General features: G+C 68.5%; 22 protein-coding genes and 1 tRNA gene. 15 read left to right on the forward strand and 8 right to left on the reverse strand.

Annotation, left to right across the window (positions count from 1 at the left end):
- Positions 1–34 precede the first annotated feature (34 nt).
- Positions 35–928 carry an ANTAR domain-containing protein gene (locus ACLJO0_RS03620; protein WP_410576532.1) on the forward strand — a complete coding sequence of 298 codons (894 nt, stop codon included), beginning with the start codon at positions 35–37 and terminating at the stop codon, positions 926–928.
- Here ACLJO0_RS03620 and ACLJO0_RS03625 read toward each other — a convergent pair.
- The gene (locus ACLJO0_RS03625; protein WP_410576533.1) at positions 921–1277 is read right to left on the reverse strand and encodes a hypothetical protein; all 357 of its coding nucleotides are present in this window, start codon (positions 1275–1277) and stop codon (positions 921–923) included. The two genes, ACLJO0_RS03620 and ACLJO0_RS03625, sit on opposite strands and share 8 nt — an antisense overlap.
- Positions 1278–1755: 478 nt before the next feature.
- A complete protein-coding gene (locus ACLJO0_RS03630) occupies positions 1756–2601 on the reverse strand; it encodes a helix-turn-helix transcriptional regulator (protein WP_410576534.1) in 846 nt (281 codons plus the stop codon).
- Positions 2602–2703: 102 nt separating this feature from the next.
- On the opposite strand from ACLJO0_RS03630, the gene ACLJO0_RS03635 reads away from it, so the two are divergent.
- The gene (locus tag ACLJO0_RS03635; RefSeq protein WP_410576535.1) at positions 2704–4164 is read left to right on the forward strand and encodes an MFS transporter; all 1461 of its coding nucleotides are present in this window, start codon (positions 2704–2706) and stop codon (positions 4162–4164) included.
- Here ACLJO0_RS03635 and ACLJO0_RS03640 read toward each other — a convergent pair.
- Positions 4125–4721, reverse strand: coding sequence for a nitroreductase family protein (locus ACLJO0_RS03640; protein ID WP_410576536.1), 597 nt, complete (start codon positions 4719–4721; stop codon positions 4125–4127). The genes ACLJO0_RS03635 and ACLJO0_RS03640 overlap by 40 nt on opposite strands.
- Before the next feature lie 227 nt (positions 4722–4948).
- Between ACLJO0_RS03640 and ACLJO0_RS03645 the strand changes: the two genes are divergently transcribed.
- The 4 genes from ACLJO0_RS03645 to ACLJO0_RS03660 all read left to right on the forward strand — a co-directional run bounded on the left by ACLJO0_RS03645 (position 4949) and on the right by ACLJO0_RS03660 (position 9007).
- The gene (locus ACLJO0_RS03645) at positions 4949–6214 is read left to right on the forward strand and encodes an aspartate kinase (protein WP_410576537.1); all 1266 of its coding nucleotides are present in this window, start codon (positions 4949–4951) and stop codon (positions 6212–6214) included.
- Complete coding sequence (locus ACLJO0_RS03650; RefSeq protein ID WP_410576538.1) at positions 6214–7254, forward strand: aspartate-semialdehyde dehydrogenase; 1041 nt, start codon at positions 6214–6216, stop codon at positions 7252–7254. Before ACLJO0_RS03645 ends, ACLJO0_RS03650 begins: the two co-directional genes overlap by 1 nt.
- Positions 7255–7382: 128 nt before the next feature.
- Positions 7383–8573 (forward strand): RtcB family protein, encoded by a 1191-nt coding sequence (locus ACLJO0_RS03655; RefSeq protein WP_410576539.1) that lies wholly within the window; start codon positions 7383–7385, stop codon positions 8571–8573.
- 62 nt (positions 8574–8635) lie between these two features.
- Positions 8636–9007 carry a hypothetical protein gene (locus tag ACLJO0_RS03660; RefSeq protein WP_410576540.1) on the forward strand — a complete coding sequence of 124 codons (372 nt, stop codon included), beginning with the start codon at positions 8636–8638 and terminating at the stop codon, positions 9005–9007.
- 73 nt (positions 9008–9080) lie between these two features.
- Here the strand turns inward: ACLJO0_RS03660 and ACLJO0_RS03665 are convergent, their stop codons facing one another.
- Positions 9081–10223, reverse strand: coding sequence for an MFS transporter (locus ACLJO0_RS03665; protein ID WP_410576961.1), 1143 nt, complete (start codon positions 10221–10223; stop codon positions 9081–9083).
- A gap of 206 nt (positions 10224–10429) precedes the next feature.
- On the opposite strand from ACLJO0_RS03665, the gene ACLJO0_RS03670 reads away from it, so the two are divergent.
- Positions 10430–11872: a catalase gene (locus ACLJO0_RS03670; protein WP_410576541.1), complete on the forward strand. Its 1443-nt coding sequence runs from the start codon at positions 10430–10432 to the stop codon at positions 11870–11872.
- 434 nt (positions 11873–12306) lie between these two features.
- Entirely contained in the window at positions 12307–12837 is a 531-nt protein-coding gene (locus ACLJO0_RS03675) for a hypothetical protein (RefSeq protein WP_219147444.1), read from the forward strand.
- 101 nt (positions 12838–12938) lie between these two features.
- On the opposite strand, the gene ACLJO0_RS03680 is transcribed toward ACLJO0_RS03675, so the two are convergent.
- Positions 12939–13985 (reverse strand): alpha/beta hydrolase, encoded by a 1047-nt coding sequence (locus ACLJO0_RS03680; protein ID WP_410576542.1) that lies wholly within the window; start codon positions 13983–13985, stop codon positions 12939–12941.
- A gap of 148 nt (positions 13986–14133) precedes the next feature.
- On the opposite strand from ACLJO0_RS03680, the gene ACLJO0_RS03685 reads away from it, so the two are divergent.
- From ACLJO0_RS03685 to ACLJO0_RS03710, 6 genes are all read left to right on the forward strand, one after another.
- Complete coding sequence (locus ACLJO0_RS03685) at positions 14134–14709, forward strand: NADPH-dependent FMN reductase (RefSeq protein WP_125791105.1); 576 nt, start codon at positions 14134–14136, stop codon at positions 14707–14709.
- A gap of 139 nt (positions 14710–14848) precedes the next feature.
- Positions 14849–15271, forward strand: coding sequence for an organic hydroperoxide resistance protein (locus ACLJO0_RS03690; protein WP_125791106.1), 423 nt, complete (start codon positions 14849–14851; stop codon positions 15269–15271).
- 57 nt (positions 15272–15328) lie between these two features.
- Positions 15329–15805, forward strand: a complete 477-nt coding sequence (gene dps, locus ACLJO0_RS03695; protein ID WP_410576543.1) for a DNA starvation/stationary phase protection protein Dps — start codon at positions 15329–15331, stop codon at positions 15803–15805.
- A gap of 122 nt (positions 15806–15927) precedes the next feature.
- Complete coding sequence (locus tag ACLJO0_RS03700) at positions 15928–17301, forward strand: glutamate decarboxylase (protein WP_410576544.1); 1374 nt, start codon at positions 15928–15930, stop codon at positions 17299–17301.
- A gap of 62 nt (positions 17302–17363) precedes the next feature.
- Positions 17364–17990, forward strand: coding sequence for a TIGR03085 family metal-binding protein (locus ACLJO0_RS03705; protein ID WP_410576545.1), 627 nt, complete (start codon positions 17364–17366; stop codon positions 17988–17990).
- A 10-nt stretch (positions 17991–18000) separates the two neighbouring features.
- Positions 18001–18186 (forward strand): 2-hydroxymuconate tautomerase, encoded by a 186-nt coding sequence (locus tag ACLJO0_RS03710; RefSeq protein WP_125791110.1) that lies wholly within the window; start codon positions 18001–18003, stop codon positions 18184–18186.
- A gap of 70 nt (positions 18187–18256) precedes the next feature.
- Here the strand turns inward: ACLJO0_RS03710 and ACLJO0_RS03715 are convergent, their stop codons facing one another.
- On the reverse strand, positions 18257–20101 hold the full coding sequence (locus tag ACLJO0_RS03715) for a prolyl oligopeptidase family serine peptidase (protein WP_410576546.1): 1845 nt from the start codon (positions 20099–20101) through the stop codon (positions 18257–18259).
- 39 nt (positions 20102–20140) lie between these two features.
- Between ACLJO0_RS03715 and ACLJO0_RS03720 the strand changes: the two genes are divergently transcribed.
- A complete protein-coding gene (locus ACLJO0_RS03720) occupies positions 20141–20833 on the forward strand; it encodes a methyltransferase domain-containing protein (RefSeq protein ID WP_410576547.1) in 693 nt (230 codons plus the stop codon).
- Positions 20834–21329: 496 nt separating this feature from the next.
- Here ACLJO0_RS03720 and ACLJO0_RS03725 read toward each other — a convergent pair.
- Together ACLJO0_RS03725 and ACLJO0_RS03730 are read right to left on the reverse strand one after the other, a co-directional pair.
- Positions 21330–21403: transfer RNA gene (locus ACLJO0_RS03725), tRNA-Pro, on the reverse strand.
- Positions 21404–21431: 28 nt separating this feature from the next.
- On the reverse strand, positions 21432–22358 hold the full coding sequence (locus ACLJO0_RS03730) for a metallophosphoesterase (protein ID WP_410576962.1): 927 nt from the start codon (positions 22356–22358) through the stop codon (positions 21432–21434).
- Positions 22359–22606: the final 248 nt, after the last annotated feature.

Here is a 22606-nt window from a genome sequence, read left to right on the forward strand (position 1 = left end):
TTCCGCCGGCCTGGTGCGGGCGTACGCTCAGCCCATGTGGGACGGCACTGGTGGCCGGTACGACCCGTCGGCGATGCGCGGACTGATCGAAACCGAGCGCGGGCGCGCGGATCGCGCGGCCGCCGTCGCCCGGCGGCACGAAGGCCTGCTGGGCACGACCACCGAGGCCATGCGGCCGTTCCACCGCCGGATGGCGGAACTCCACCGCGCGACCGAGTGCAAACACCGTGCCGCCGCGACGCTGCACGTCGGCTACCTCGACGCCGTCGGGCGCTGGGCGGACCGGCCGGCGGAACCGGCCGTCGTCCCCCCGGCGTTCATGACGGCGGTGGCCGACGCGTCCGGCGTCGAGAGCCTGGTGGTGACCCTGTTCGGCCTCGCCGGGCGGGATTCGGCGGTCGTGGTGTCCGATCCCGTCGCCGCCCGCGTGCACGATCTCGAAGAAGTCCTCGGCGAAGGGCCGTCACGGAACAGGCCGCTGAGGCCCGGTGTCTGCAGCGAACCGGAGCTCTCCGGGCGGTGGCCCCGGTTCGGCCCCGCCGCGCGGGAATTCGGGATCCACGCGGTGGTTTCGGCGCCGCTGGGCCTGCCGGATGCCTTGATGGGGACCCTCACCGCGTATCGGTTCGAGGCCGAACCGGACGTCGCGGTGGCCCGGTCCGTGGGAGTGTTCGCCGAAGCGCTGACCGAAACCGCGTTGAACCCGGCCGTGCGGCTCGACGGCGCCGACGGTCTTCCCGTGCACCCGTTGTTCGGCGACCTGGACCGCCGGGTCGTGGTGCACCAGGCCACGGGGATGGTGATGGCTGCCCACGACTGTTCGGTTTCGGACGCGCAGGCGATGCTCCGGGCGCACGCCTTCGCCCGGAACGGCAGCGTCACCGAACTCGCACAGGCCATCGTGGCCGGGACCTATCGGCTCACCTGATCGTGAGCCGTTCGTAGGCCTCGATGGCGGCTTTCGGGTCGTCCGCCTGGAACTTCACGACGCGGACGGACTCGGTCTTGCCGAGCGGCCGGGTCACGGTGATCGGCTCACGCAGTTCGGCGAGCAGGTTCGTCTCGTAGAAATCGTCGTGGCTGAGCCAGGTTTCGTCGCGGAACGCCTTGGCCGGGTCGCGGACCTCGCGCGACGAGAGCACATGCGGCCGGACGACGGTGCCGGTGTAGACCCCGAACACCACCAGCGCCGAGTACACGCCCAGGACGAGCAGCAGCAGGTCGACGATCAGGCCGAAGTCGATCAGCCAGAACAGACCCGCCTTGACGGCGCTCACCAGGCCATGACGATGAAGATCGGCTTGCCGCTTCCGCCGTACGGCACCGCGACGGCGTCCCCGTCGACGACGGTTGCCGCAGGTCAAGCGCCCGGTTGCCCTGGTCGACGGAAGCCGACGCTCCCCTAGCGTCCACTGTGGACACATTCGATGACTGAATTTCCGATTTATGGCGAAATGGGCGACCCCCTCCCGCGGCCGCGCAAAGCACCTAAATCGGGCGCCGGATCCGGGCTGGCGTCCCGTGTGGACAGTCGCGCCTCGGGTCCGCTGCCGGTGACTTGTCCGGCTTGATCGAGCAGGCCGGCAGCCGCTGAAGATCCCCGCCCAAGATCAACTTAAGCTACCTGGCATTGGATTAGAGCCAAGTGCGGCTTAGGTATCCACGGCGCTAACGAGAGTTTCGCGGTCGTGGGTATGTCGTGAAGGGACCCTTCACGACATAGGAGTTCGACGCCCCGCTTTCGCGACACGCCACTCACGACTCCCGATCAACGTGCGTCAGGATCTTCAGCGCGTCGGCGGAACCCGGGTCCTTCGGCGTGTAGATCTCCAGCCGGTGGTCGGGACTGTCGGGCTGGAGCCACACCTGGTAATCGACGCTCACCGTGCCGACCGTCGGATGCTGGAGATGCATGGCGCCGACGGTGCAGTCGGCGACGTCGCCGGTCGCCCAAAGGGTCGCGAATTCGTCGCTGCGCATCGACAGTTCGCCGATGAGGGCGGCCAGCCGGGCGTCGGTGGGGTGGCGGCCCGCGGTCAACCGCAGATAGGCGACGTGGACGCGGGCGAGTTCGGCCCGGTTCCGGTGCAGGTCGCGGGTGAGTGGGTCGAGGAAGAACATGCGCGGCAGCGAAGGCCGTCGCTCCGGATCCGACGGCGCGTCGAAATCGAGGTGTTCGGCCATGAGCGCGTGCCCGGCGTGGTTCCACGCGAGCACGTCGCCGCGGCGGCCGAAGACGAGCGCGGGTACGGCCTCGCCGAGATTCTCCAGCAGCGCGAGGACGCGGGGATGTGGCTCCTCCTGGCCGGGGTCGGACAGCTTCGGGAGCGGGGACTGCCGGGCGAGGTTGTGCAGGTGGACGGTCTCGACGTCGTCGAACCGGAGCGCGCGGGCGAGCGCGTCGAGCACCTGTCGTGAAGCGGTTTCGGCCAGGCCCTGCTCCAGCCGCGTGTAGTACCCGGCGCTCACCCCGGCGAGCTGGGCGAGCTCCTCGCGGCGCAGGCCGGGCACGCGTCGTGAGGTGCCGTAGGTGCGCAGGCCGAGTTCGGCGGGAGTCACCCGGTCACGACGGCTTTTGAGGTACACGCCGAGGCTCTCCATGACCCCAGCCTAGATTTCCGGGCGGCGCCGTGGGTGTACCTGCTGGGTGTACCCACGCCACGGGGATGGTTGCCGCGGCGGCGCCCGCGCACCGTCGACGGCATGACACGACAGCATTCCCGGGCCTGGTTCGGCCTGCTGGTGATCCTTTGCCCGGTCTTCCTGGTCTCCATGGACGGTTCGATCCTGTTCCTCGCGATGCCCAGGATCAGCCAGGCGCTCACCCCGACGGCCGATCAGGCGTTGTGGATCCTGGACGTCTACGGGTTCGCGGTCGGCTCGCTGCTGGTCGCCTTCGGCACCATCGGCGACCGGTACGGCCGCCTGAAGCTGCTGATGATCGGCGCGGCCGTGTTCGGCATCGGTTCGGCGGGCGCGGCGTTCGCCCCGAGCCCGGAGCTGCTGATCGCGTTCCGGGCCCTGATGGGGCTCGCGGGCGCGACACTGCTGCCGTCCGCGCTGGCCGTGCTGAGCGAACTCTTCACCGATCCTCGGCGACGGGCACAGGCCATCGGCGTCTTCGCGGCCGCGTTCGCCGCCGGTTTCGCGATCGGCCCGGTCGTCGGCGGGATCCTGCTGGAGCGGTTCCCGTGGGGTTCGGTCTTCCTGGTCAACCTGCCGGTGATCGCGGTGTTCCTGGCGCTCGCGCCGGTGCTGCTGCGGGAGGTGCGGGCCACCGGACGGGGACGTGTCGACGTGCTCAGCGTGGTGCTCTCCGCCGCCGGCCTCCTGCTCGCGATCTACGGGATCAAGCACGCGGCCGCCGACGGCCTGTCCGTGGTCGCGGTCTCCGCGGGGATCACCGGAGCGGTGCTGCTGGTGTGGTTCGCCCGGCGTCAGCGGGGCCTCGACCACCCACTGGTCGACTTCTCCCTGTTCCGTGACCGCGTCTTCACCATCGCGATCGTCACCGGGCTGCTGCCGCTGGCGGCATGGTCGGCGGCCGCGTACCTGTCGGGGATCCATCTGCAGTCCGTGCTCGGGCTACCCGTTCTGCACGCGGCGCTGCTCGCGCTGCCAGGGGCGGCCGTGCTCACGATCATGTGCGTCGCCACACCCGCGCTGGTCGACCGCATCGGCAAACGCGCGGCGCTGGCCGTCTGCCACTTCTCCATCGCCGCCGGGCTCGCCCTGCTGCTCATGACCGGTGTCACGGGCGGAGCGGGCTGGTACGTCGCCTCGACGGTGGTCGCCGGTGTGGGCTACGGCATCTCGTTCAGCGTGGTGGCCGACACGGCCGTCGCCGCGGTGCCCGCCGAGCGGGCGGGAGCGGCGGGCGCGATCGCCGAAACGAGCAACGAGATCGGCAACGCGCTGGGCATCGCGCTCATGGGTTCGCTCGCCGCGCTGGTCTTCCGCCTGGCGGGCCCGGACGTCGCGCCGACACTCGGCGAAACTCTCGAGATCGCGCCCACGGCCGCTCTTGACGCGAAGGAGGCCTTCGTCGCGGGCCTGCACATCGCCGCCGCCGTGCTGAGCCTGCTGCACGCCGGGCTCGGGGCTCTCGCTCTGCGATGGCTCCCTCACTCGGAGAAAGCGCTTGTGCCCCAGGCGTCGGCGTAGGCGAAATCGGCCAGCGGGACTCGCTCACGCGGCGCCTTCTCGCGCTCGATCCGCCAGTCCTCTTCGAGCACCGAGGCGTCCGCGGGCGAGCCGACGGCGATGGCGACCTTCGGGACGACGTCGTCGGGGAGCCCGAAGAAGTCCTTCGCGGCTTCAGCGGAGAAGCCCGCCATCTGATGCGCGATCAGGCCGAGGTCGACGGCCTGGAGCACGAGGTTCTCGCTCGCCAGCCCCAGCCCGTACTCGGCGTACGGGACGTCGCCCTTCTCGTTCGTGGTCACCATCACGCCGATCAGCAGCAGCCCGGCGCGATGGGCCCACGCGCGGTTGCCCGAGTTGAGCGTCGAGAGGATGCGGTCGAACGACGGCGTGCCGCGCAGCCCGACCAGGTAGCGGGCGGGCTGGGTGTTGCCGAACGACGGCGCCCAGCGGGCCGCTTCGAGCAGCGCGCGGAGCTGGTCTTCGGTGACGATCGCTGACTCGTCGTAGGCACGCGGGCTCCAGCGGTGGGCCAGGATCGACGCGATCGGGGTACTTGTGTCGGCGGGTTTGTGCACCGCCGGACGATAACAAGGGGTGCTCTCCGTCACTAAAGTGAAAGCCCTCCGACTATTTCGTTGGTGTTAAGGAAGATTTACTTCCAGGAGTCCTCGAAGCGGTGGTCAGGACCACTTACGAGGGTGGCGAGTGTGCGTGACCCCGGTAGGCTTTCGCCCAAATAAGGGACGCGGGGGCTCCTCGGTGCCCACCAGGAGCACGCCCGGCCCGTCGAGGAGGTTCGGGCGTGGCCCTCGTGGTCCAGAAGTACGGCGGTTCGTCGCTGGAAAGTGCCGACCGGATCAAACGCGTCGCGGAACGCATCGTCGCCACCAAGAAGGCGGGCAACGACGTGGTCGTCGTCTGCTCCGCCATGGGTGACACGACGGACGAGCTGCTCGACCTGGCTCAGCAGGTCAACCCGGCGCCGCCGGAACGCGAGATGGACATGCTGCTCACAGCGGGTGAGCGCATCTCCAACTCGCTGGTGGCGATGGCGATTTCGGCGCAGGGCGCGGAGGCGTGGTCGTTCACCGGCTCGCAGGCCGGCGTGGTGACGACGTCCGTGCACGGCAACGCGCGGATCATCGACGTCAGCCCCAGCCGTGTGACGGAAGCCCTCGACCAGGGCTACATCGCGCTGGTGGCGGGTTTCCAGGGCGTGTCGCAGGACACCAAGGACATCACCACCCTCGGCCGCGGCGGTTCGGACACCACCGCCGTCGCGCTGGCCGCGGCGCTGAACGCCGACGTCTGCGAGATCTATTCCGATGTGGACGGTGTGTACACCGCCGATCCCCGGGTCGTGCCCGACGCCCGCAAGCTGGACACCATCGCCTACGAGGAGATGCTGGAACTGGCCGCGAGCGGGTCGAAGATCCTGCACCTGCGCTCGGTGGAGTACGCGCGCCGCTACGGCGTCCCGATCCGAGTCCGTTCTTCCTACAGTGACAAGCCGGGCACCACGGTGACCGGTTCTATCGAGGAGATCCCCGTGGAACAAGCGTTGATCACCGGTGTGGCGCACGACCGCTCCGAAGCCAAGATCACGGTGACCGGAGTGCCGGACCACGCCGGTGCCGCCGCCAGGATCTTCCGGGTGATCGCCGACGACGAGATCGACATCGACATGGTGCTGCAGAACGTGTCCAGCACCGTCTCGGGCCGCACCGACATCACCTTCACGCTGTCGAAGGCCAACGGCGCCAAGGCCGTGCGGTCGCTGGAGAAGATCAAGGAGGGGATCGGCTTCGAGTCGGTCCTCTACGACGACCACGTCGGCAAGGTCTCGCTCGTCGGCGCGGGGATGCGTTCGCACCCCGGTGTCACGGCGACGTTCTGCGAGGCGCTCGCGCAGTCGGGCGTCAACATCGAAATCATCAACACCTCGGAGATCCGGATCTCGGTGCTGATCCGGGACGCGCAGCTCGACGACGCGGTGCGCGCGATCCACGAGGCATTCGAACTCGGCGGCGACGAAGAAGCCGTCGTCTACGCGGGGAGTGGTCGCTGATGTCGGAAGGTCTGCGGGTAGGGGTCGTCGGGGCGACCGGTCAGGTCGGCGGTGTCATGCGCCGTCTGCTGGCCGAACGGGGTTTCCCGGTCGCCGAAATGCGGTACTTCGCTTCGGCGCGGTCCGCCGGTTCGAAGCTTCCTTGGCAGGACGAGGAAATCGTCATCGAGGACGCGACGACCGCGGATCCGTCCGGTTTGAACATCGCGCTGTTCTCCGCCGGTGGCTCGACCTCCAAGGCGCAGGCGGAGCGGTTCGCCGCGGCCGGTGCCACGGTGATCGACAACTCGTCGGCGTGGCGTATGGACCCGGACGTCCCGCTGATCGTCAGCGAGGTCAACCCGGAGGCGATCAAGGAAGCGCGCAAGGGGATCATCGCGAACCCCAACTGCACCACGATGGCCGCGATGCCGGTGCTCAAGCCGCTGCACGCCGAAGCGGGCCTCGTGCGGCTGGTCGCGAGCACCTACCAGGCGGTGTCCGGCAGCGGGCTCGCCGGTGTCGAAGAGCTCGAAGGCCAGCTCGCCGCGGCGGCGTCGAACGCGGGCGCGCTGACCCACGACGGCGCGGCGGTGACCTTCCCCGAGCCGAAGAAGTACGCGCGGCCCATCGCGCACAACGTCCTCCCGCTGGCCGGGTCCATTGTGGACGACGGTGAGTTCGAGACGGACGAGGAGAAGAAGTTCCGCAACGAGAGCCGCAAGATCCTGAGCATCCCGGAGCTGCGGGTCTCCTGCACCTGCGTGCGGGTGCCGGTGTTCTCGGGGCACTCGATCTCCATCAACGCGGAGTTCTCGCAGCCGCTTTCGGTCGCCCGCGCGACCGAGCTGCTCACCGGCGCTCCCGGCGTGGAGCTGTCGGACATCCCGACGCCACTGCAGGCCGCCGGCCAGGACCCGTCGTACGTCGGGCGCCTGCGGACGGACCCGGGTGTCGACGGCGGCCGCGGCCTGGTGCTGTTCCTGTCGAACGACAACCTGCGGAAAGGCGCGGCGCTCAACGCCGTCCAGATCGCGGAACTGGTCGCCGCGAACTCCTGACGCCACAACGCAATTAGTCACCTACTTGCCCCCGGGCGCTCAGGCAAGTAGGTGACTAATTGCGTTGTCGGGGGCCTTCGGTCAGTGCATGCTCTGTGGCGACAAACGTTTTCCACGAAGGGAAAGTCATGTACACGGCGGTCGAAGGCTCGCGGGTTCCGATCCGGATGTGGGCCGACCCCACATCGGTCGAGGACCAGGCCATGCGGCAGCTGCACAACGTCGCCAACCTGCCGTGGGTGCACGGCGTCGCGGTCATGCCCGACGTCCACTACGGCAAGGGCGCGACCGTCGGCAGCGTGATCGCGATGCGCGACGCGGTGTCCCCGGCCGCCGTCGGCGTGGACATCGGCTGCGGGATGAGCGCGGTACGGACCTCGCTCACCGCCGCCGATCTGCCCGACGACCTGCTGAAGCTCCGCCGCCGGATCGAATCGGCCGTCCCGGTCGGCTTCGGCCTGCACAAGACCCCGGTGAACCCGGCGAAGGTGCACGGTGTCGGTGGCTGGGACGCGTTCTGGAAGTCCTTCGGCGACCTGCATCCCGGCGTCCAGGAGCTGCACGACCGCGCCTCGCGCCAGATCGGGAGCCTCGGCGGCGGCAACCACTTCATCGAGGTCTGCCTCGAACAGGGCGGCGACGACGAAGGCCGCGTGTGGCTGATGCTGCACTCGGGTTCGCGCAACATCGGCAAGGAACTCGCGGAACGGCATATGGCCGTCGCGCGGAAGCTGCCGCACAACGCGGACCTGCCGGATCCGGACCTCGCCGTGTTCGTCGCGGGTACGCCGGAGATGCAGGCGTACCGGCGGGACCTGTTCTGGGCGCAGGACTACGCGGCGCGCAACCGCGCCACCATGGTCGCGCTCGTGAAGCAGGCGCTGAAGGACGTCGTCCCGCAGACGACGTTCGACGACGCGATCAGCTGTCACCACAACTACGTCGCCGAAGAGACCTACGACGGCGTCGATCTGCTGGTGACCCGCAAGGGCGCGATCCGCGCGGGCTCGGGTGACCTCGGGATCATCCCTGGCAGCATGGGCACCGGTTCGTACATCGTGCGCGGCCTCGGGAACGCGTCGTCCTTCCAGTCCGCGTCGCACGGCGCGGGCCGCCGGATGTCGCGGAACAAGGCCAAGAAGCTGTACACCGCCGAAGACCTCGCCGCGCAGACCGCCGGCGTCGAATGCCGCAAGGACTCCGGCGTGGTGGACGAGATCCCGGCCGCGTACAAGGACATCGAAACGGTGATCAAGGCGCAGACCGACCTCGTCGAAGTGGTCGCGCATCTGAAGCAGGTCGTCTGCGTCAAGGGGTGAAGCGGGGTGGTGTGCCGGGGGAACCCGACATACCACCCACGTTTCTCGCTACTGTGGTCGTCATGAAGAGGTTGGGAATCGCGGCGCTCCTGGCGGCCGCCGGACTCGCGCTGGCGGGCTGCAGCGAGGTCACGAACGCGGTCGATCAGACGAACAAGGCCGCGACGAAGGTCAGTGCGTGCGCCGAGGCGCTCAGCCTCGTCGACCTCAACCCGGACCCGGCGACCATCAAGGAGCGGGCCGCGGACAAGGAAAAGCGTCTGCGTGAGCTGGCGAACAGCGTCGGCGAGCAGAACGTGGCGGGCGCGCTCACCGGCATGGCCGACTCGTATCTGCAGGTCCAGAAGGAGAACATCCAGGACGCGGGCAAGGTCGCGGACTGGACCAAGCGCAACATCGAGCGGGTCGACGCCCTCCGCAAGGTCTGCGCCTAGCCCCTCTCCCGCAATTCGGCACCTGGTTGCGATGGATGCGTGCGCAACCATCGCAACCAGGTGCCGAATTGCGTCAGGAGGAAGTGAGCGCGGGCATCCGGGCGGGGGTGCGGGAGCGACGCCAGAACAGGCCGACCGCGGCGATCATCAGCGCACCCAGCGCCGAGGCCGCGAATCCCCAGCCCGGGCTGGAATGGTCGATCACGAACCCGATGATCGGGCTCCCGATCGCCAGCCCGATCCGGCTGGCCGCGTCCAGCAGGCCCATCGCCTCGCCGCGCACCCGCGGCGGCGCCGCCGCGCTGACCGTCTCCGTGCTCGCCGCGAGCGTCGGCGCGCACAGCACGTTGCTCGGGAACAGCACGATCGCCAGTAGCCACCACGGCCCGGCGATCAGCCCGACCGGCAGGGTGAGCACCGCGAGCAGCAGCATCAGCGTGCCCTGTGAGAGCGACCGCCGGACCGCGCCGTGGATCGCGCCGCCGAGCACGGACGCGACGCACATCACCGTGATCAACAGTCCGGACCAGGCGATGTCGCCGCTCGCGCGCAGCGTCGCCAAGGCGGCGAGTTCCATGCCGACCAGGCAGAACAGCGCGCCGGCGGCGATGAACATCGCCATCACGAGCCGTCCGGTGAGCCAGCTTCGGACGGTCGGCCGCTCCCCGGTGAACACGCCTGCGTCGGCTTCGGCGCGGATCGGCGGGTTCTGCCGGTAGATCAGCGTCGCCGAAAGCGCGAAGCAGACTCCGATACCGGTGAGCGCGTAGACCGCGGGCAGTTGTGTGATCGCCATGATCCCGGCCGACGGCCCGATCATGAACGACGCCTCCACCAGGATCGTGTCCAGCGAGTAGGCAGCCCGCCGCTGCTCCAGTGGCACGAGCGCGGTGAGCACCAGCCGCGCGAGCGTTCCCGCGGGCACCGACAGCACACCCGCGGGGAGCGCGACCACCAGCAGCACCTGATACGGCAGATGCGGCGCGCTGATCCAGAACGACGTGGAGGCCAGCCCGCAGATCGCGACCACCGGCCGCAGCCCGTAGCGGTCGACGTACCGGCCGACGAGTGGTGCCCCGATCGCGCTGCCGAGGGTGGTGGCGGCACCGACCAGCCCGGCGGCACCGTAGCCGCGGCCGAGATCGTTGACCACGTACAGCGTCATCGTCACGCCCATGGCCGTCATCGGGAGCCGCGCCAGGAACATCAGCAGCATCGAGCTGGGAACTCCGGGCACGGCTAATACGCGACGGTACGGAGCGAGGGCCATACGTCCGATGAGAACGTAACTTGGTACGCGCGTGCAACTTTATTTCGCGGTGTCCGTCACCCGACCCGGGGTGTTTTCTTGACTGATTCCAGATTGCGCGAGAGGGTGGAGGCAGCTGACCGCTCCACCACCACGAACCAGGAGGCACCTGCGTGAGCTTGCCGACCACGAACAACGTGGGCATCCCCGTCGCGAGCGACAACGACTCGCTGACGGTGGGCGCCAACGGCCCGATCCTGCTCCAGGACCACTACCTGATCGAGAAGAACGCCCAGTTCAACCGGGAGCGCGTGCCGGAACGCGTCGTGCACGCCAAGGGCGGCGGCGCGCACGGGTTCCTCGAGGTCACCGAAGACGTCAGCCAGTTCACGAAGGCCGCGCTCTTCCAGTCTGGCGTGCGCACCGAGAGCCTGGCCCGCTTCTCGTCGGTCGCCGGTGAGAACGGCTCGCCCGACACGTGGCGCGACCCGCGCGGCTTCGCGGTGAAGTTCTACACCTCCGAGGGCAACTACGACCTCGTCGGCAACAACACCCCGGTGTTCTTCATCCGCGACCCGATCAAGTTCCCCGACTTCATCCACTCGCAGAAGCGCCGCGCCGACAACCACCTGCGCGACCACGACATCCAGTGGGACTTCTGGACGCTGCGGCCCGAGTCCGCGCACCAGGTCACCTGGCTGATGGGCGACCGCGGCATCCCGTCGAACTGGCGCGAGATGGACGGCTTCGGCTCGCACACCTATCTGTGGGAGAACGCCGGCGGCGAGAAGTTCTGGGTCAAGTACCACTTCAAGACCGACCAGGGCATCGGCTACCTGCCGCAGGCCGACGCCGACCGCATCGCGGGCGAGGACTCGGACTACTACATCCGCGACCTGTTCAAGAACATCAAGCAGGGCAATCACCCCAGCTGGACGCTGTACGTCCAGGTGATGCCGTACGCCGAAGCCGCGGACTACCGCTTCAACCCGTTCGACCTGACCAAGGTGTGGCCGAAGGGCGACTACCCGCTGATCAAGGTCGGCCGCTGGGTGCTCGACCGCAATCCGGCGAACTACTTCGCGGAGATCGAGCAGGCCGCGTTCGAGCCGTCCAACCTGGTGCCGGGCATCGGCCCGTCGCCGGACAAGATGCTGCAGGGCCGCCTGTTCGCATACCCGGACGCCCACCGCTACCGGATCGGCGCGAACTACACACAGCTGCCGGTCAACGCGCCGAAGTCCCCGGTCAACAGCTACTCGCGCGACGGCGCGATGCGCTACAACAACCCAGGCGACCCGGTGTACGCGCCGAACTCCTACGGCGGCCCGCACGCCAGCGCGGAGATCGCTTCCGAGACCGCGTCGGGCTACGGCGTCGAGGACGAGGTCATCCGGTCGGCGTACAAGCTCCACGCCGAGGACGACGACTTCGGCCAGCCGGGCACGCTCGTCCGCGACGTGATGGACGACGAGCAGCGTGAGCGGCTCGCGAACAACATCATCGGCCACGCCTCGAACGACGTCTCGCGTCCGGTGCTCGAGCGCGTCTTCGAGTACTGGCGGAACGTCGACAAGGACCTCGGCGACAAGGTCGCGGACGCCTTCCGCGAGTAAAGAACCTCTCCTGGAGAGGCTGCTCCCACCACTGAACGCCCCCGGTGTACGCACCGGGGGCGTTCTCATGTCCCCACTCGCATGTGAAACCAGAAGGTGGCGTGGCGTGCGTGGGGGACAACCCGAGTGGAGCAGTGCGACACGCCTGTCCGACGGAGTGATGAAGCGAAACGATCACCGTTTACACCGCTGTGGGTGAACGAACCGCACTACCGTGTCGATCGGTCACAGGTGGTCATAAAACGGCCGGAAAATGATGATCTTCAGGGGGAAGCACAAGATTTCGACGTTAATCAATTGCGGGGGTCTTCCCCTGGAATGAATCCGGCACGTAAGGGTTAGATAACTGTCCTAACCGGTGATCGGGTGGTGTTCGGCCGATACGGCGGGTATCGATTTACCTCGTCAGGTCCCAGAGGCCAGGAGGTAAGGGAATGAAAGGCAACATTGCCCGGACGATTGCCGCGGTCGCCGCAGGCAGTCTGTTGGCGGTGGCCTCAGCCGGCGCCGCTACGGCTAGCACTGATGGTGGAAAGGGCTCGTCGAACACACAGGCGCTCGCCGCGCAGGTGCTGCAGATGCGAGACGGCCTCACCAAGGTGGCCTACGCCGGAGACGTCGCCAAGACGCGGGCGGACTTGGACAAGCTCAGCCCCGTCCTCGGTGACATCGCCGCGGGCAAGCGCTACCAGATCCAGACCGAGACCCAGAAACTCGGCGACCTGGCACAGGGCCGTTCCGTCGAGTCCAGCAGGCTGCTGGCCGACCCGACGGCCAAGGCCCGCCAGCTGCCGCCGTTGCCGGTGCCGATCCCGTCGCTTCCGGACCTGCCCGGACCGCTGAAGATCGTCAGTGACCTGGTGAAAGCCCTGCTCACGGCCGTGACCGGCATTCTCGCCGGGCTGCTCGGCGGACTCCCTGTCCCGCCGCTGCCGGTTCCGCCCGTCCCGCTTCCGACGCCGTAGATCAGTCGAAAATCGTCAGGGTTCGCCGTGCAGGGCGGCGGGCCACGATATGGGGGCCGGAGCCCGAGTGGGGACATTTCTCCTCACTCGGGCTCTGGCTTTCACTTCGGGGCGAGGCCCAGTCGCAGGGCTCCCGCCGCTTCGGCCGTCGCCTCGCGGAACCGCCGCCCGACGCCGAGGAAGTTGATGTACCCGTGGATCAGGTCCGGCTGGCGGCTGAGCGCCACCGGGACCCCGGCCTTCCGCAATTTCTCCGCGTAAGCCTCGCCCTCGTCGCGCAGCGGGTCGAAACCGGCCGTCGCGATATACGCGGGCGGCAATCCGGAAACGTCGCCGTGCAGCGGTGACAGTTTCGGGTTGTACAGATCGGTGCCTTTCGGCACGTAATGCCCTTCGAACCAGGTCATATCCGTATCGGTGAGGAACAGGTCCTCCGCGAACAATTCCCGGGAGCGGCGGCGCACGGTGAAATCGGTCGCCGGATAGAACAGCAGCTGGAACGCCGGGACGCCGCCGCCGCGTTTCACCGCCTGCTGCGCCGTGACCGCCGCGAGGTTCCCGCCCGCGCTGTCACCGCCGACGGCGATGCGCGCCGGGTCGGCGCCCAGGTCGCGTGCCTTCGCGAAGGCGTACTCGAACGCCGCGATCGCGTCTTCGGTGGCGCCGGGGAACCGCGTCTCCGGCGCGAGCCTGTACTCCACCGAAAGAACCCGCACGCCCGCCTGTTTCGCCAGGTAACGGACGGTGTTGTCGTGGGAGGCGCGGCTGCCGACCACCCAGCCGCCGCCGTGGAAGAACACCAGTAGCCCGGACGGATCCGGCAGCCCCGTCGGCGTGTAGAGCGTTGCGGGCACGTCGCCGTCACCCGTCGGGATGAGCAGCTCCCGGGTGGCGACCGGTTCGATCGTCGGCCCGCTGACCAGATGCCTGCTCGCCAGGAGCATGCTGCGCGACTCTTCGACGCTTCCCCGCACCAGCGACGCCTTCGCCAGCTTCTGCAGGCGGAGCAGTAGCTGGGCGTCCAGCGCGAGTTCCTGTCCGTCGAGGCGGAGCGGCGGCCCGGCGATGGCCCTTCTGACCGGCTTCGGGAGCCAGAACGCCAGCTGCGAAAACGCGGCCTCGGCACGGATCTGGAGCGGTATCGCCATACTTCCTCCTGTGGGCTTCCGGTCAGGTTACTTTCGAGTAGGTATGCCGTCCAGCGGGAACCGGCGCCGTTGCGGCGAACGGGTGTGACGCAGACCTCGGTTCCAGATCCTGGTCCTCCACTTAAGTAGAGGGGTTAGCCTCGAAAGCGTGACTTCGACGAACGCGGTGCATGTCCTCGGTATCGGCGGCTCCCTGCGGGAGGGCTCGCAATCCGAGCGCGCGTTGCGCATCGCGCTGGGTAGCGCGGCCGAAGCGGGAGTCACCACCGAACTGATCTCCGGTCCCGAGCTGGTGCTGCCGTTCTACGACACCGCGCTGGACGAACGGCACGAACGGGCCGTGCGCCTGGTCGAGGCGATCCGCCGCGCCGACGGGATCATCGTGGTCTCACCCGGCTACCACGGCGCGTTGTCCGGCCTGGTCAAGAACGCCCTGGACTACGTCGAAGACCTCCGCGACGACGCCCGGCCGTACCTCGACGGCCGCGCGGTCGGCCTCGCCGCCGTCGCGTTCGGCTGGCAGGCGGCGGTCACCACACTGGAGCAGCTGCGCACGATCACGCACGCGCTGCGCGGCTGGGCCACCCCATTGGGTGGTTCCATCAACACCGCGGAGACCAAGTTCGACGAAGCGGGCGGCGCCTCGGACGAGAAGAGCGTCCGCACCCTTCGCCTGATCGGAACCCAGGTCGCCGAGTTCGCGCTGAGTCGCGCCGGTCACTAGCCGGTTTGCCTCCGTCTTCGTCCGGGTAATTCCCGGACGTGATGCCTGCCATGGGGTGGCAAGGTTTCGCGGTTGCGGGACGTTGACACCGAAGAGACGCTCAACGGGGCGTGTCTTGAGACCAGGAGGTAGGCGAAGAATGGCTGAAGCTCTGTACACCGCTGTGGCCACCGCTCGCGGCGACGGCCGCAACGGTGAGGTCACGTCCTCTGACGGCGTCATCGACGAGTCGTTGGCGATCCCGAAGGAGATGGGCGGACCGGGCGGGGACAAGACGAACCCCGAGCAGCTCTTCGCCGCCGGTTATTCCGCCTGCTTCCACTCCGCGTTGCAGCTCGTCGCGCGCCAGGCGAAGGTGACGCTGGACGGCTCCACCGTGACCGCCGAGGTCAGCGTGCTCAAGCAGGGCGAGGGCTTCGGTCTCGGTGTGGCGCTCAACGTTTCGCTGCCCGGCCTGGAGCAGGCGCAGGCCGATCAGCTCGTCGAGCAGGCGCACCAGGTGTGTCCCTACTCGAACGCGACCCGCGGCAACATCGAGGTCGCGCTGTCCGCGACGGTCTGATCCCGGCCGCGGCAGGTCCATTCCCGAACCGGCTAGTTTCTGAAAGGAAGACCGAATATGGGCAAGTCTCCGATCAAGAGTCCGCTGAGCGAAGCCGACAAGGAGATCACCGGTAACGCCTTGCAGGCCACGCTGGTCGATCTGGTGGATCTGTCGCTGATCGCGAAGCAGGCCCACTGGAACGTCGTCGGCGCGAACTTCCGCAGCGCGCACCTGCAGCTCGACGAGCTGGTCGCCACCGCGCGCCAGTACGTCGACGAGGTCGCCGAACGCGCCAACGCCATCGGCATCTCGCCGAACGGCCAGGCGAAGGTCGTCGTGGAGAGCTCCGGCCTGCCGGACTACCCCGACAACTGGCAGTCCGTCGAGTCCACGGTCGCCGCGATCGTCGACATCCTCGCCACGCTGATCGAGCGGCTGCGCAAGCGCATCGACGAGACCGACAAGAGCGACCTGGTCACCCAGGACCTGCTCATCGAGATCACCCAGGAGCTTGAGAAGGCGCACTGGATGTGGCAGGCGCAGCAGGCCTGATCCACCGGTCCCGAATGCTATGAAAGGACCTTTCCTTGCCAAATTTGCAAGGAAAGGTCCTTTCATTGCACGTCGGGGGCGATCGAGGTGCCCCCACCCGCCCGCGGGGCTACGTTCGGTCCATGGTGCTGCACAAGGGGAAAGCGACCGATCCGGATCGCAAGGGCGGAGCCAACCCGCTGCACGCCGGCGCGTATCCCGCGCTCGCCGCGAGCATCCGCCTTCCGCACGACAGCCTCGCCGAAGACCCGCTGCCGCCCGACACCGCGCTCCAGCTCGTGCGCGACGAGCTGATGCTCGACGGAAACGCCCGGCTCAACCTCGCCACGTTCGTCACCACGTGGATGGAGCCGCAGGCCCGCGAGCTGATGGCCGAATGCGTCGACAAGAACATGATCGACAAGGACGAGTACCCGCAGACCGCGGAACTCGAGCGGCGCTGCGTGAACATCCTCGCCGACCTGTGGCACGCGCCCGATCCCACCGCGATCATCGGCTGCTCCACGACCGGTTCGTCGGAAGCCTGCATGCTCGCCGGGATGGCGTTGAAACGCCGGTGGTCGAAACCGGGGCGCACCGGCGAGCCGAATCTGGTGATGGGCGCGAACGTCCAGGTCTGCTGGGAGAAGTTCTGCGAATACTGGGAGGTCGAGCCGCGGCTGGTGCCAATGGACGGCGACCGCTTCCACCTCACCGCGGACGAGGCGATCGCCCGGTGCGACGAGAACACCATCGGCGTCGTCGCGATCCTCGGGTCCACCTTCGACGGCAGTTACGAGCCCGTCGCCGAGATCGCGGCCGCGCTCGACGGACTGGCGGAACGCTCCGGCTGGGACATCCCGGTGCACGTCGACGGCGCTTCCGGCGCGATGATCGCGCCGTTCCTCGACCCCGAGCTGACCTGGGACTTCCGCCTGCCGAGGGTGGCGTCGATCAACACTTCCGGGCACAAATACGGGCTGGTCTACCCCGGCGTCGGCTGGGTGGTGTGGCGCGACAAGGCCGCGCTGCCGGAGGAACTCGTCTTCAACGTCAACTACCTCGGTGGCGACATGCCGACTTTCGCGTTGAACTTCTCGCGGCCCGGCGCCGAAGTGGCCGCGCAGTACTACACGTTCGTCCGGCTCGGCCGTGAAGGTTTCCGTGCCGTGCAACAGGCTTCACGCGACGTGGCGACCCAGCTGGCGGACGGGATCGCCGAGCTGGGGCCGTTCGAACTGCTGACGCGAGGCGATCAGCTGCCCGTGTTCGCCTTCACGACGAAGGCGGACGTCGAGAGCTTCGACGTCTTCGATGTGTCGCGGCGGCTTCGCGAGCGTGGCTGGCTCGTCCCGGCGTACACGTTCCCGGCACACCGGACCGATCTCGCGGTGCTGAGGATCGTGGTGCGCAACGGTTTCACGCACGACCTCGCCGATCTGCTGCTCGCCGACCTCCGGCGTCTGCTGCCCGAGCTCGATCACGGCCCGCGACCGCGGACCGCGTTCCATCACTGAGCCGGGTGCCCTGCGTCACGCCGGATTTCCCCTGGCTCTACCGGCGCGTAACGTCGGAGGCTATGGGAGTCGCCGGAGACGAACGTCGTGCGTTGAGCGAGCTTTTCGAAGAGGTCGGCCCGGACGCGCCGACCCTGTGCACGGGCTGGAAGACGCGGGATCTCGCGGCGCATCTGCTGGTCCGCGAGCGGCGGCCCGACGCGGCGCCCGGCATCCTGGTCCCGGCGCTGGCGTCGTACACGCAGCGGGTGCAGGACTCCTACGCCGCGCAGCCCTGGCCCGAGGTCGTCGGCAAGGTCCGGTCCGGCCCAGCCTGGTTCTGGCCGACGTCGATCGGCGCGCTCGACGAACTGGTGAACGGCCCGGAATTCCTGGTGCACCACGAGGACGTCCGCCGAGGACAGCCCGGCTGGGAGCCGCGTCCGGCCGAACCCGCGCGGGACGCGGCGGCGTGGAAATCGGCGAAGCAGGCCTCGAAGCTGAACCTGCGGAAGTCACCTGTCGGCGTGATCCTGAAGACCCCCGAAGGCCGCGAAGCGCCGGTGAAGGAAGGTCCGGACACGGTGACCGTGATCGGCGCGCCGATCGAGTTGCTGCTGTTCGTCTTCGGCCGCGACGCCGTCCGCCTCACCTTCGAGGGTGACGCCTACGCGGTGGACAGGCTCCGGAAGCACGACCGCGGCCTTTAGAGTTCCGCCCATGCCGATGATCAGCGTCTCCATGTTCCCCGGCCGCACGGCCGAGCAGAAGCAGGCCCTCGTACGCGAGGTGACCGATGCCTTCGTCCGCACCTGCGGTGGCAAGCCCGAAGGCGTCTGGGTGACGCTCAACGAGATCCCCGCCGAACACTGGGCGGCAGGCGGGACGCTCTTGTCCGAACGCTGACCGGCTCGCCGAGTGCTATGAAAGGTCCTTTCCTTGCAAAATTTGCAAGGAAAGGACCTTTCATAGCACGTCAGCGAAGCCCGACCGCCCGCAGCGCGAAGAACACCTCGATCGCGGTCTGCTTGACCGTCTCGGCGATCACCAGCGACCCGTGGCCCGCGTCGAACCGGTAGAACTCGAACGGGATCTCCCGCTTCGCGAGCCTGTCGAGGTAGTTCTCGACCTGCCGGATCGGGCACCGCGGGTCGTTGTCCCCGGCGAGCACCAGCACCGGCGCCGTCACGGCCTCGACGTAGGTGATCGGCGAGCATTCCCGGTACACCGCGGGCACCGTCTCCGGCGAACCGCCGAACAGCGCCCGGTCGAAGGAGCGGAGCTGCTCCATCTCGTCCTCGTACGCGGCGACGTAGTCCGCGACGGGAACCCCGGCGATCCCCGCCGCCCAGCGGGCCGGCTGGGTGCCCAGTGCCAGCAGGCTCAGGTAGCCGCCCCACGAAGCGCCGTTCACTACGCATTTGGCCGGATCGGCGAGTCCACTTTGGACAGCCCAGTCGTGCACGGCGGCGACGTCTTCGAGCTCGGTCAGGCCTGGACGTCCTTCGATGGCGTCACGCCAGGCCGAGCCGTAACCGGTCGAGCCGCGGTAGTTGACTTCGACGACGGCGAATCCCGCGTCGAGCCAGACGGCGCGGTACGCGGAAAACCGGTCCTCGTCGGCGGAATGGGGCCCGCCGTGCAAGGAGAAGACCGTCGGAAGCGGACCTTCGGGCGCGTCGGCCGGACGTGAGACCAGTGCGTGGATCTGCCCCCCGATCCCCTCGACGAACGCGTCGGTGACCGGGGCCGATTCCGGAGCCCGATCGCCCGGCGGCTCGAGGAGCACCGAGTCCGCGCCGTCCGACGTCCGCGCGCGCACCGCCGTCGGCTGCGCGGCACTGGACCACGAGTACTCGACGGTACCGTCGGGCCGCACGCCCGCGCCGCCGATCCTGCCCGGCGGTGTGTCCAAAGAGGACAATTCGCCGCTCGCGAGGTCGTACCGGTGAAGGGAACTGCGGCCTTGGTGGAAGTGGACGACCAGCAACGCCCGCGCGTCCGGATACCAGCCCGCGACCACTTCGCCGGGCAGATCGAGCTCGATCTCCCGTTCGGTGTCCGCGGCGGTGTCCCAGATCAGGAGTTCTTCGCGGCCGCGCCGTTCGTGCAGCACCAGCAACCGCTGATCGCCCGCGACCGGCGAGAACTCGAGCGCGCCGAGGCCCTTGCCCTCGCCGTCCCACTTGTCGGCGACCGCGGTGAAGCCGTCGGTCGACAGGACGCGCAGCGCGGGGTGTCGTGAATCACCGTGCTCGGAATGGGAGATCGCGAGCAGCGACTCGTCGCGGGACAGCGAGGCGATGCCCGCGTCGTCCTCGTGCTTGTAGAAACCGGTGGTCTTGCCGTCGATATGGGCGAAAAGTTCGCTGCCGTCGTCGGTCGAGACGCCGACGGCGACCACCTTGGTGCCGATCTCGAGACCGGCGGGGTAGCCGTCGTGGACGTCCGGCACCGCGCGCTCGGCGGCGGCCCCCGGCGCGAACGGTTCGCGGACCCAGGAACCGAATTCGTCGCCGTCGGTGTCGTCGAACCACCAGATCCAGCGGCCGTCGGGGGACGGGGTGGCGTGCATGGTGCCGTTGGGGCGGTCGGTGACGCGGCGGTGTTCACCGGTCGACCGGTCCCAGGAGTAGACCTCCCAGACGCCGCTGGCGTTGGAGACGTAGATGTTCGCTTCGGGGGCGTCGATGGCCCACTCGGGGACCGAAATGCGCGGCGCGCGGAAGCGGGCCCGCCACCTGGCCTCGGCTTCGGCGTCGTCGAACAGGCGGTCCGGGACCGCCGCGGACGGATATTCAGTGCCTGGCTGCGTGCTCACCCCTCGATCCTGCCACTCCGGAGCCGTACTGTGTGCGGGGTGCTGGAGGGAAACCCGCCGCGCGCCGCGGTGTCCGCGCGGTTCGCGCGCCAGGCGGTCGAACGGGCCGTGTTCGCGCAACCGCTGTTCGGGCCGGGGATGGGATGCGTCGACGTCGGCTGCGGGCCGGGTTCGATCACCCTCGGTATCGAGAACGGGCACAGAAAGTCCACAGTGGACTTTGTGATGGGCGACGCGTGCGCGTTGCCGTTCGCCGACGCTTCGGTGGATGTGGCCTTCGCGCACGCCGTCTTCGAGCATCTGCGAGAGCCGGGTGCCGCGCTGGCGGAGATCCGGCGGGTCCTCAAACCCGGCGGAGCCCTCGCACTGTCCACATCGGACTGGAGTCGCGCGCGGCTGCGGCCGAAGACGGCGAACGTCGACGCCGCCCTTCGCGGGCACTATCTGTTGTGCCGCCGCGCAGGCGGTGACCCGTTCGCCGGGCGCTCGTTGCCCGCCGCGGTGACGGCCGCCGGTTTCACCGACGTGCGAACGAAAACCCGCTACCGCACGGACACGACGTACCGGGCGCTGGCGACGTACGTGGAGGGGCGTCTGGTGACGGCGCTGGAAACCGCGACGACCCCGGACCGCGACCAACTCGCTTCGGCCGCCCGATCGGCCTGGTCCTGGGCGCGCTCCGGCGATGGGGACTTCGCGCAATGCTGGACCGAACTTCTCGCCACCCGCTGAGGTCTTTCGGTGTCCCCAATGCCGCATTGGGGACACTCAGCGTCTCAAATGAGGCATTGGGAACCCTTGGGCTTCGGCGGCTCTCGGTTGTCCACACCCGCCCACCGTTGTGGACAACCAACCCCGCCACCCCCTCTTTCGCCCGGTCCCGACGGCCCCCGGCGATACGCTGGACCCGGGGTCGCCCCCCTGGGAGTGGCGGGGGCTGGGCGGGGCTCGTTTTCTCTTGGGCCTGCTTGGTGCGGTAGTGGGCAGGTCGCTCTCGGGGTAAGTGTCGCGAAAGCCACTTTCGGGACAGCAGGCGTCGCGAAAGTGGCTTTCGCGACATGCTCGGAACTTGGGACTACATCGGCGAAGGTAGTGAGGGGCTCCTTCCCTACTTTCAGGGTAGGCAAGGAGGCTTTCACGGACGAGGCATCGGGCTCGGCCCACCGACGGAGCCGCAACGCGAAAGAGCCCTGCTCGCCGAAGCGAGCAAGGCTCTTTCGATCCAACGTCGGGGTGGCGGGATTCGAACCCACGACCTCCTCGACCCGAACGAGGCACGCTACCAAGCTGCGCCACACCCCGGATACTTCTTAGCGGGTCGAGGAGAAGTTTAGCGGACGGTGTTTCGGGCTTTGCGGGGGGCTGCGTTCCGGTGGTTCGCGCTGGTCGTGCCCCGTGGCACGAGGGTCAGCAGGCTCGCCTCGGGCGGGCACGCGAAGCGGGCGGGGGCGTACGGGGAGGTGCCCAGTCCAGCGGAGACGTGGAGCCACATCTGGGCGCCCCAGCGGGACGCGCCGCGGGCGCGGGTGCGGTCGAGTTCGCAGTTGGTGACGAGCGCGCCGTAGCCCGGGATGCGGAGCTGGCCGCCGTGCGTGTGCCCGGCGAGGACGAGGTCGTAGCCGTCGCCCGCGAAATCGTCGAGCACGCGGGGTTCCGGCGAGTGCGTGACGCCGATGCGGACGGCCGCCGCGGTGTCCACCGGGCCGGCGATGTCGGCGTAGCGGTCGCGGCGGAGGTGCGCGTCGTCGACACCGGCGGTGAACACGTACTGGTCGGCGACCTCGATGGTGCGGCGGACGTGGGTGAGGTCGTGCCAGCCGTGTTCGACGAAGGCCGCGCGGAGGTCGCGCCACGGCAGGTGCTCGCCGTGGATCCGCTTCTTCTTGCCCTTCGGCATGAGGTAGCGCGCGGGGTTCTTCGGCTTCGGCGCGTAGTAGTCGTTGCTGCCGAAGATGAACACGCCGGGCCGCTCGAGCAGGGGGCCGAGTGCGCGCAGCACGGACGGCACGGCCTGCTGATGTGACAGGTTGTCACCAGTGTTGACGACGAGGTCCGGTTCGAGCTCGTCGAGCGCCGCTACCCAGCGTTGCTTGCTCACATGGCCGGGAAGCATGTGCAGGTCCGAGATGTGGAGGATCGTGAAGGGCTTCGCCCCTGCCGCGAGGACCGGGAGCTCCGCGGTGCGAAGCGTCCACCGGCGCCTTTCGATTCCGACCGCGTAACCGAGGGTCGCGGCTCCCAGGGCGACGGTTCCCACGGCCAAGCGCCGTACCGTCGCCCCCGAAGTGCTTTCGTTACTGAGCGTGCTCACAATGTCCAGTTTACGTGCTCGTCGGTGGTGATCGTCCGCCCCCATTCCGGCGATCTCGATAAATCGCTGGAATGGCCTCTTTTCTTCACCTTCCGTGGTCGGCACGGGGGCTGGCGATCAGTCGACATGATCCCGTCGGCCGTTGTTCCCCGTTAAGCCGCCAGCCGCTCACTCAAAGTTAGATTCATGTAACT

Origin of the sequence: Amycolatopsis sp. lyj-108, from assembly GCF_046549005.1 — a bacterium.
Taxonomy (GTDB): Bacteria; Actinomycetota; Actinomycetes; order Mycobacteriales; family Pseudonocardiaceae; genus Amycolatopsis.

Excerpts from the sequence above, each read along its gene's own strand:
- ACLJO0_RS03620 (WP_410576532.1), top strand. The coding sequence starts at position 35 with ATGTGGGACGGCACTGGTGGCCGGTACGACCCGTCGGCGATGCGCGGA.
- ACLJO0_RS03630 (WP_410576534.1), bottom strand. The coding sequence starts at position 2,601 with ATGGAGAGCCTCGGCGTGTACCTCAAAAGCCGTCGTGACCGGGTGACT.
- ACLJO0_RS03635 (WP_410576535.1), top strand. The coding sequence starts at position 2,704 with ATGACACGACAGCATTCCCGGGCCTGGTTCGGCCTGCTGGTGATCCTT.
- ACLJO0_RS03650 (WP_410576538.1), top strand. The coding sequence starts at position 6,214 with ATGTCGGAAGGTCTGCGGGTAGGGGTCGTCGGGGCGACCGGTCAGGTC.
- ACLJO0_RS03655 (WP_410576539.1), top strand. The coding sequence starts at position 7,383 with ATGTACACGGCGGTCGAAGGCTCGCGGGTTCCGATCCGGATGTGGGCC.
- ACLJO0_RS03660 (WP_410576540.1), top strand. The coding sequence starts at position 8,636 with ATGAAGAGGTTGGGAATCGCGGCGCTCCTGGCGGCCGCCGGACTCGCG.
- ACLJO0_RS03665 (WP_410576961.1), bottom strand. The coding sequence starts at position 10,223 with ATGCTGCTGATGTTCCTGGCGCGGCTCCCGATGACGGCCATGGGCGTG.
- ACLJO0_RS03675 (WP_219147444.1), top strand. The coding sequence starts at position 12,307 with ATGAAAGGCAACATTGCCCGGACGATTGCCGCGGTCGCCGCAGGCAGT.
- ACLJO0_RS03680 (WP_410576542.1), bottom strand. The coding sequence starts at position 13,985 with ATGGCGATACCGCTCCAGATCCGTGCCGAGGCCGCGTTTTCGCAGCTG.
- ACLJO0_RS03690 (WP_125791106.1), top strand. The coding sequence starts at position 14,849 with ATGGCTGAAGCTCTGTACACCGCTGTGGCCACCGCTCGCGGCGACGGC.
- dps (WP_410576543.1), top strand. The coding sequence starts at position 15,329 with ATGGGCAAGTCTCCGATCAAGAGTCCGCTGAGCGAAGCCGACAAGGAG.
- ACLJO0_RS03700 (WP_410576544.1), top strand. The coding sequence starts at position 15,928 with ATGGTGCTGCACAAGGGGAAAGCGACCGATCCGGATCGCAAGGGCGGA.
- ACLJO0_RS03705 (WP_410576545.1), top strand. The coding sequence starts at position 17,364 with ATGGGAGTCGCCGGAGACGAACGTCGTGCGTTGAGCGAGCTTTTCGAA.
- ACLJO0_RS03710 (WP_125791110.1), top strand. The coding sequence starts at position 18,001 with ATGCCGATGATCAGCGTCTCCATGTTCCCCGGCCGCACGGCCGAGCAG.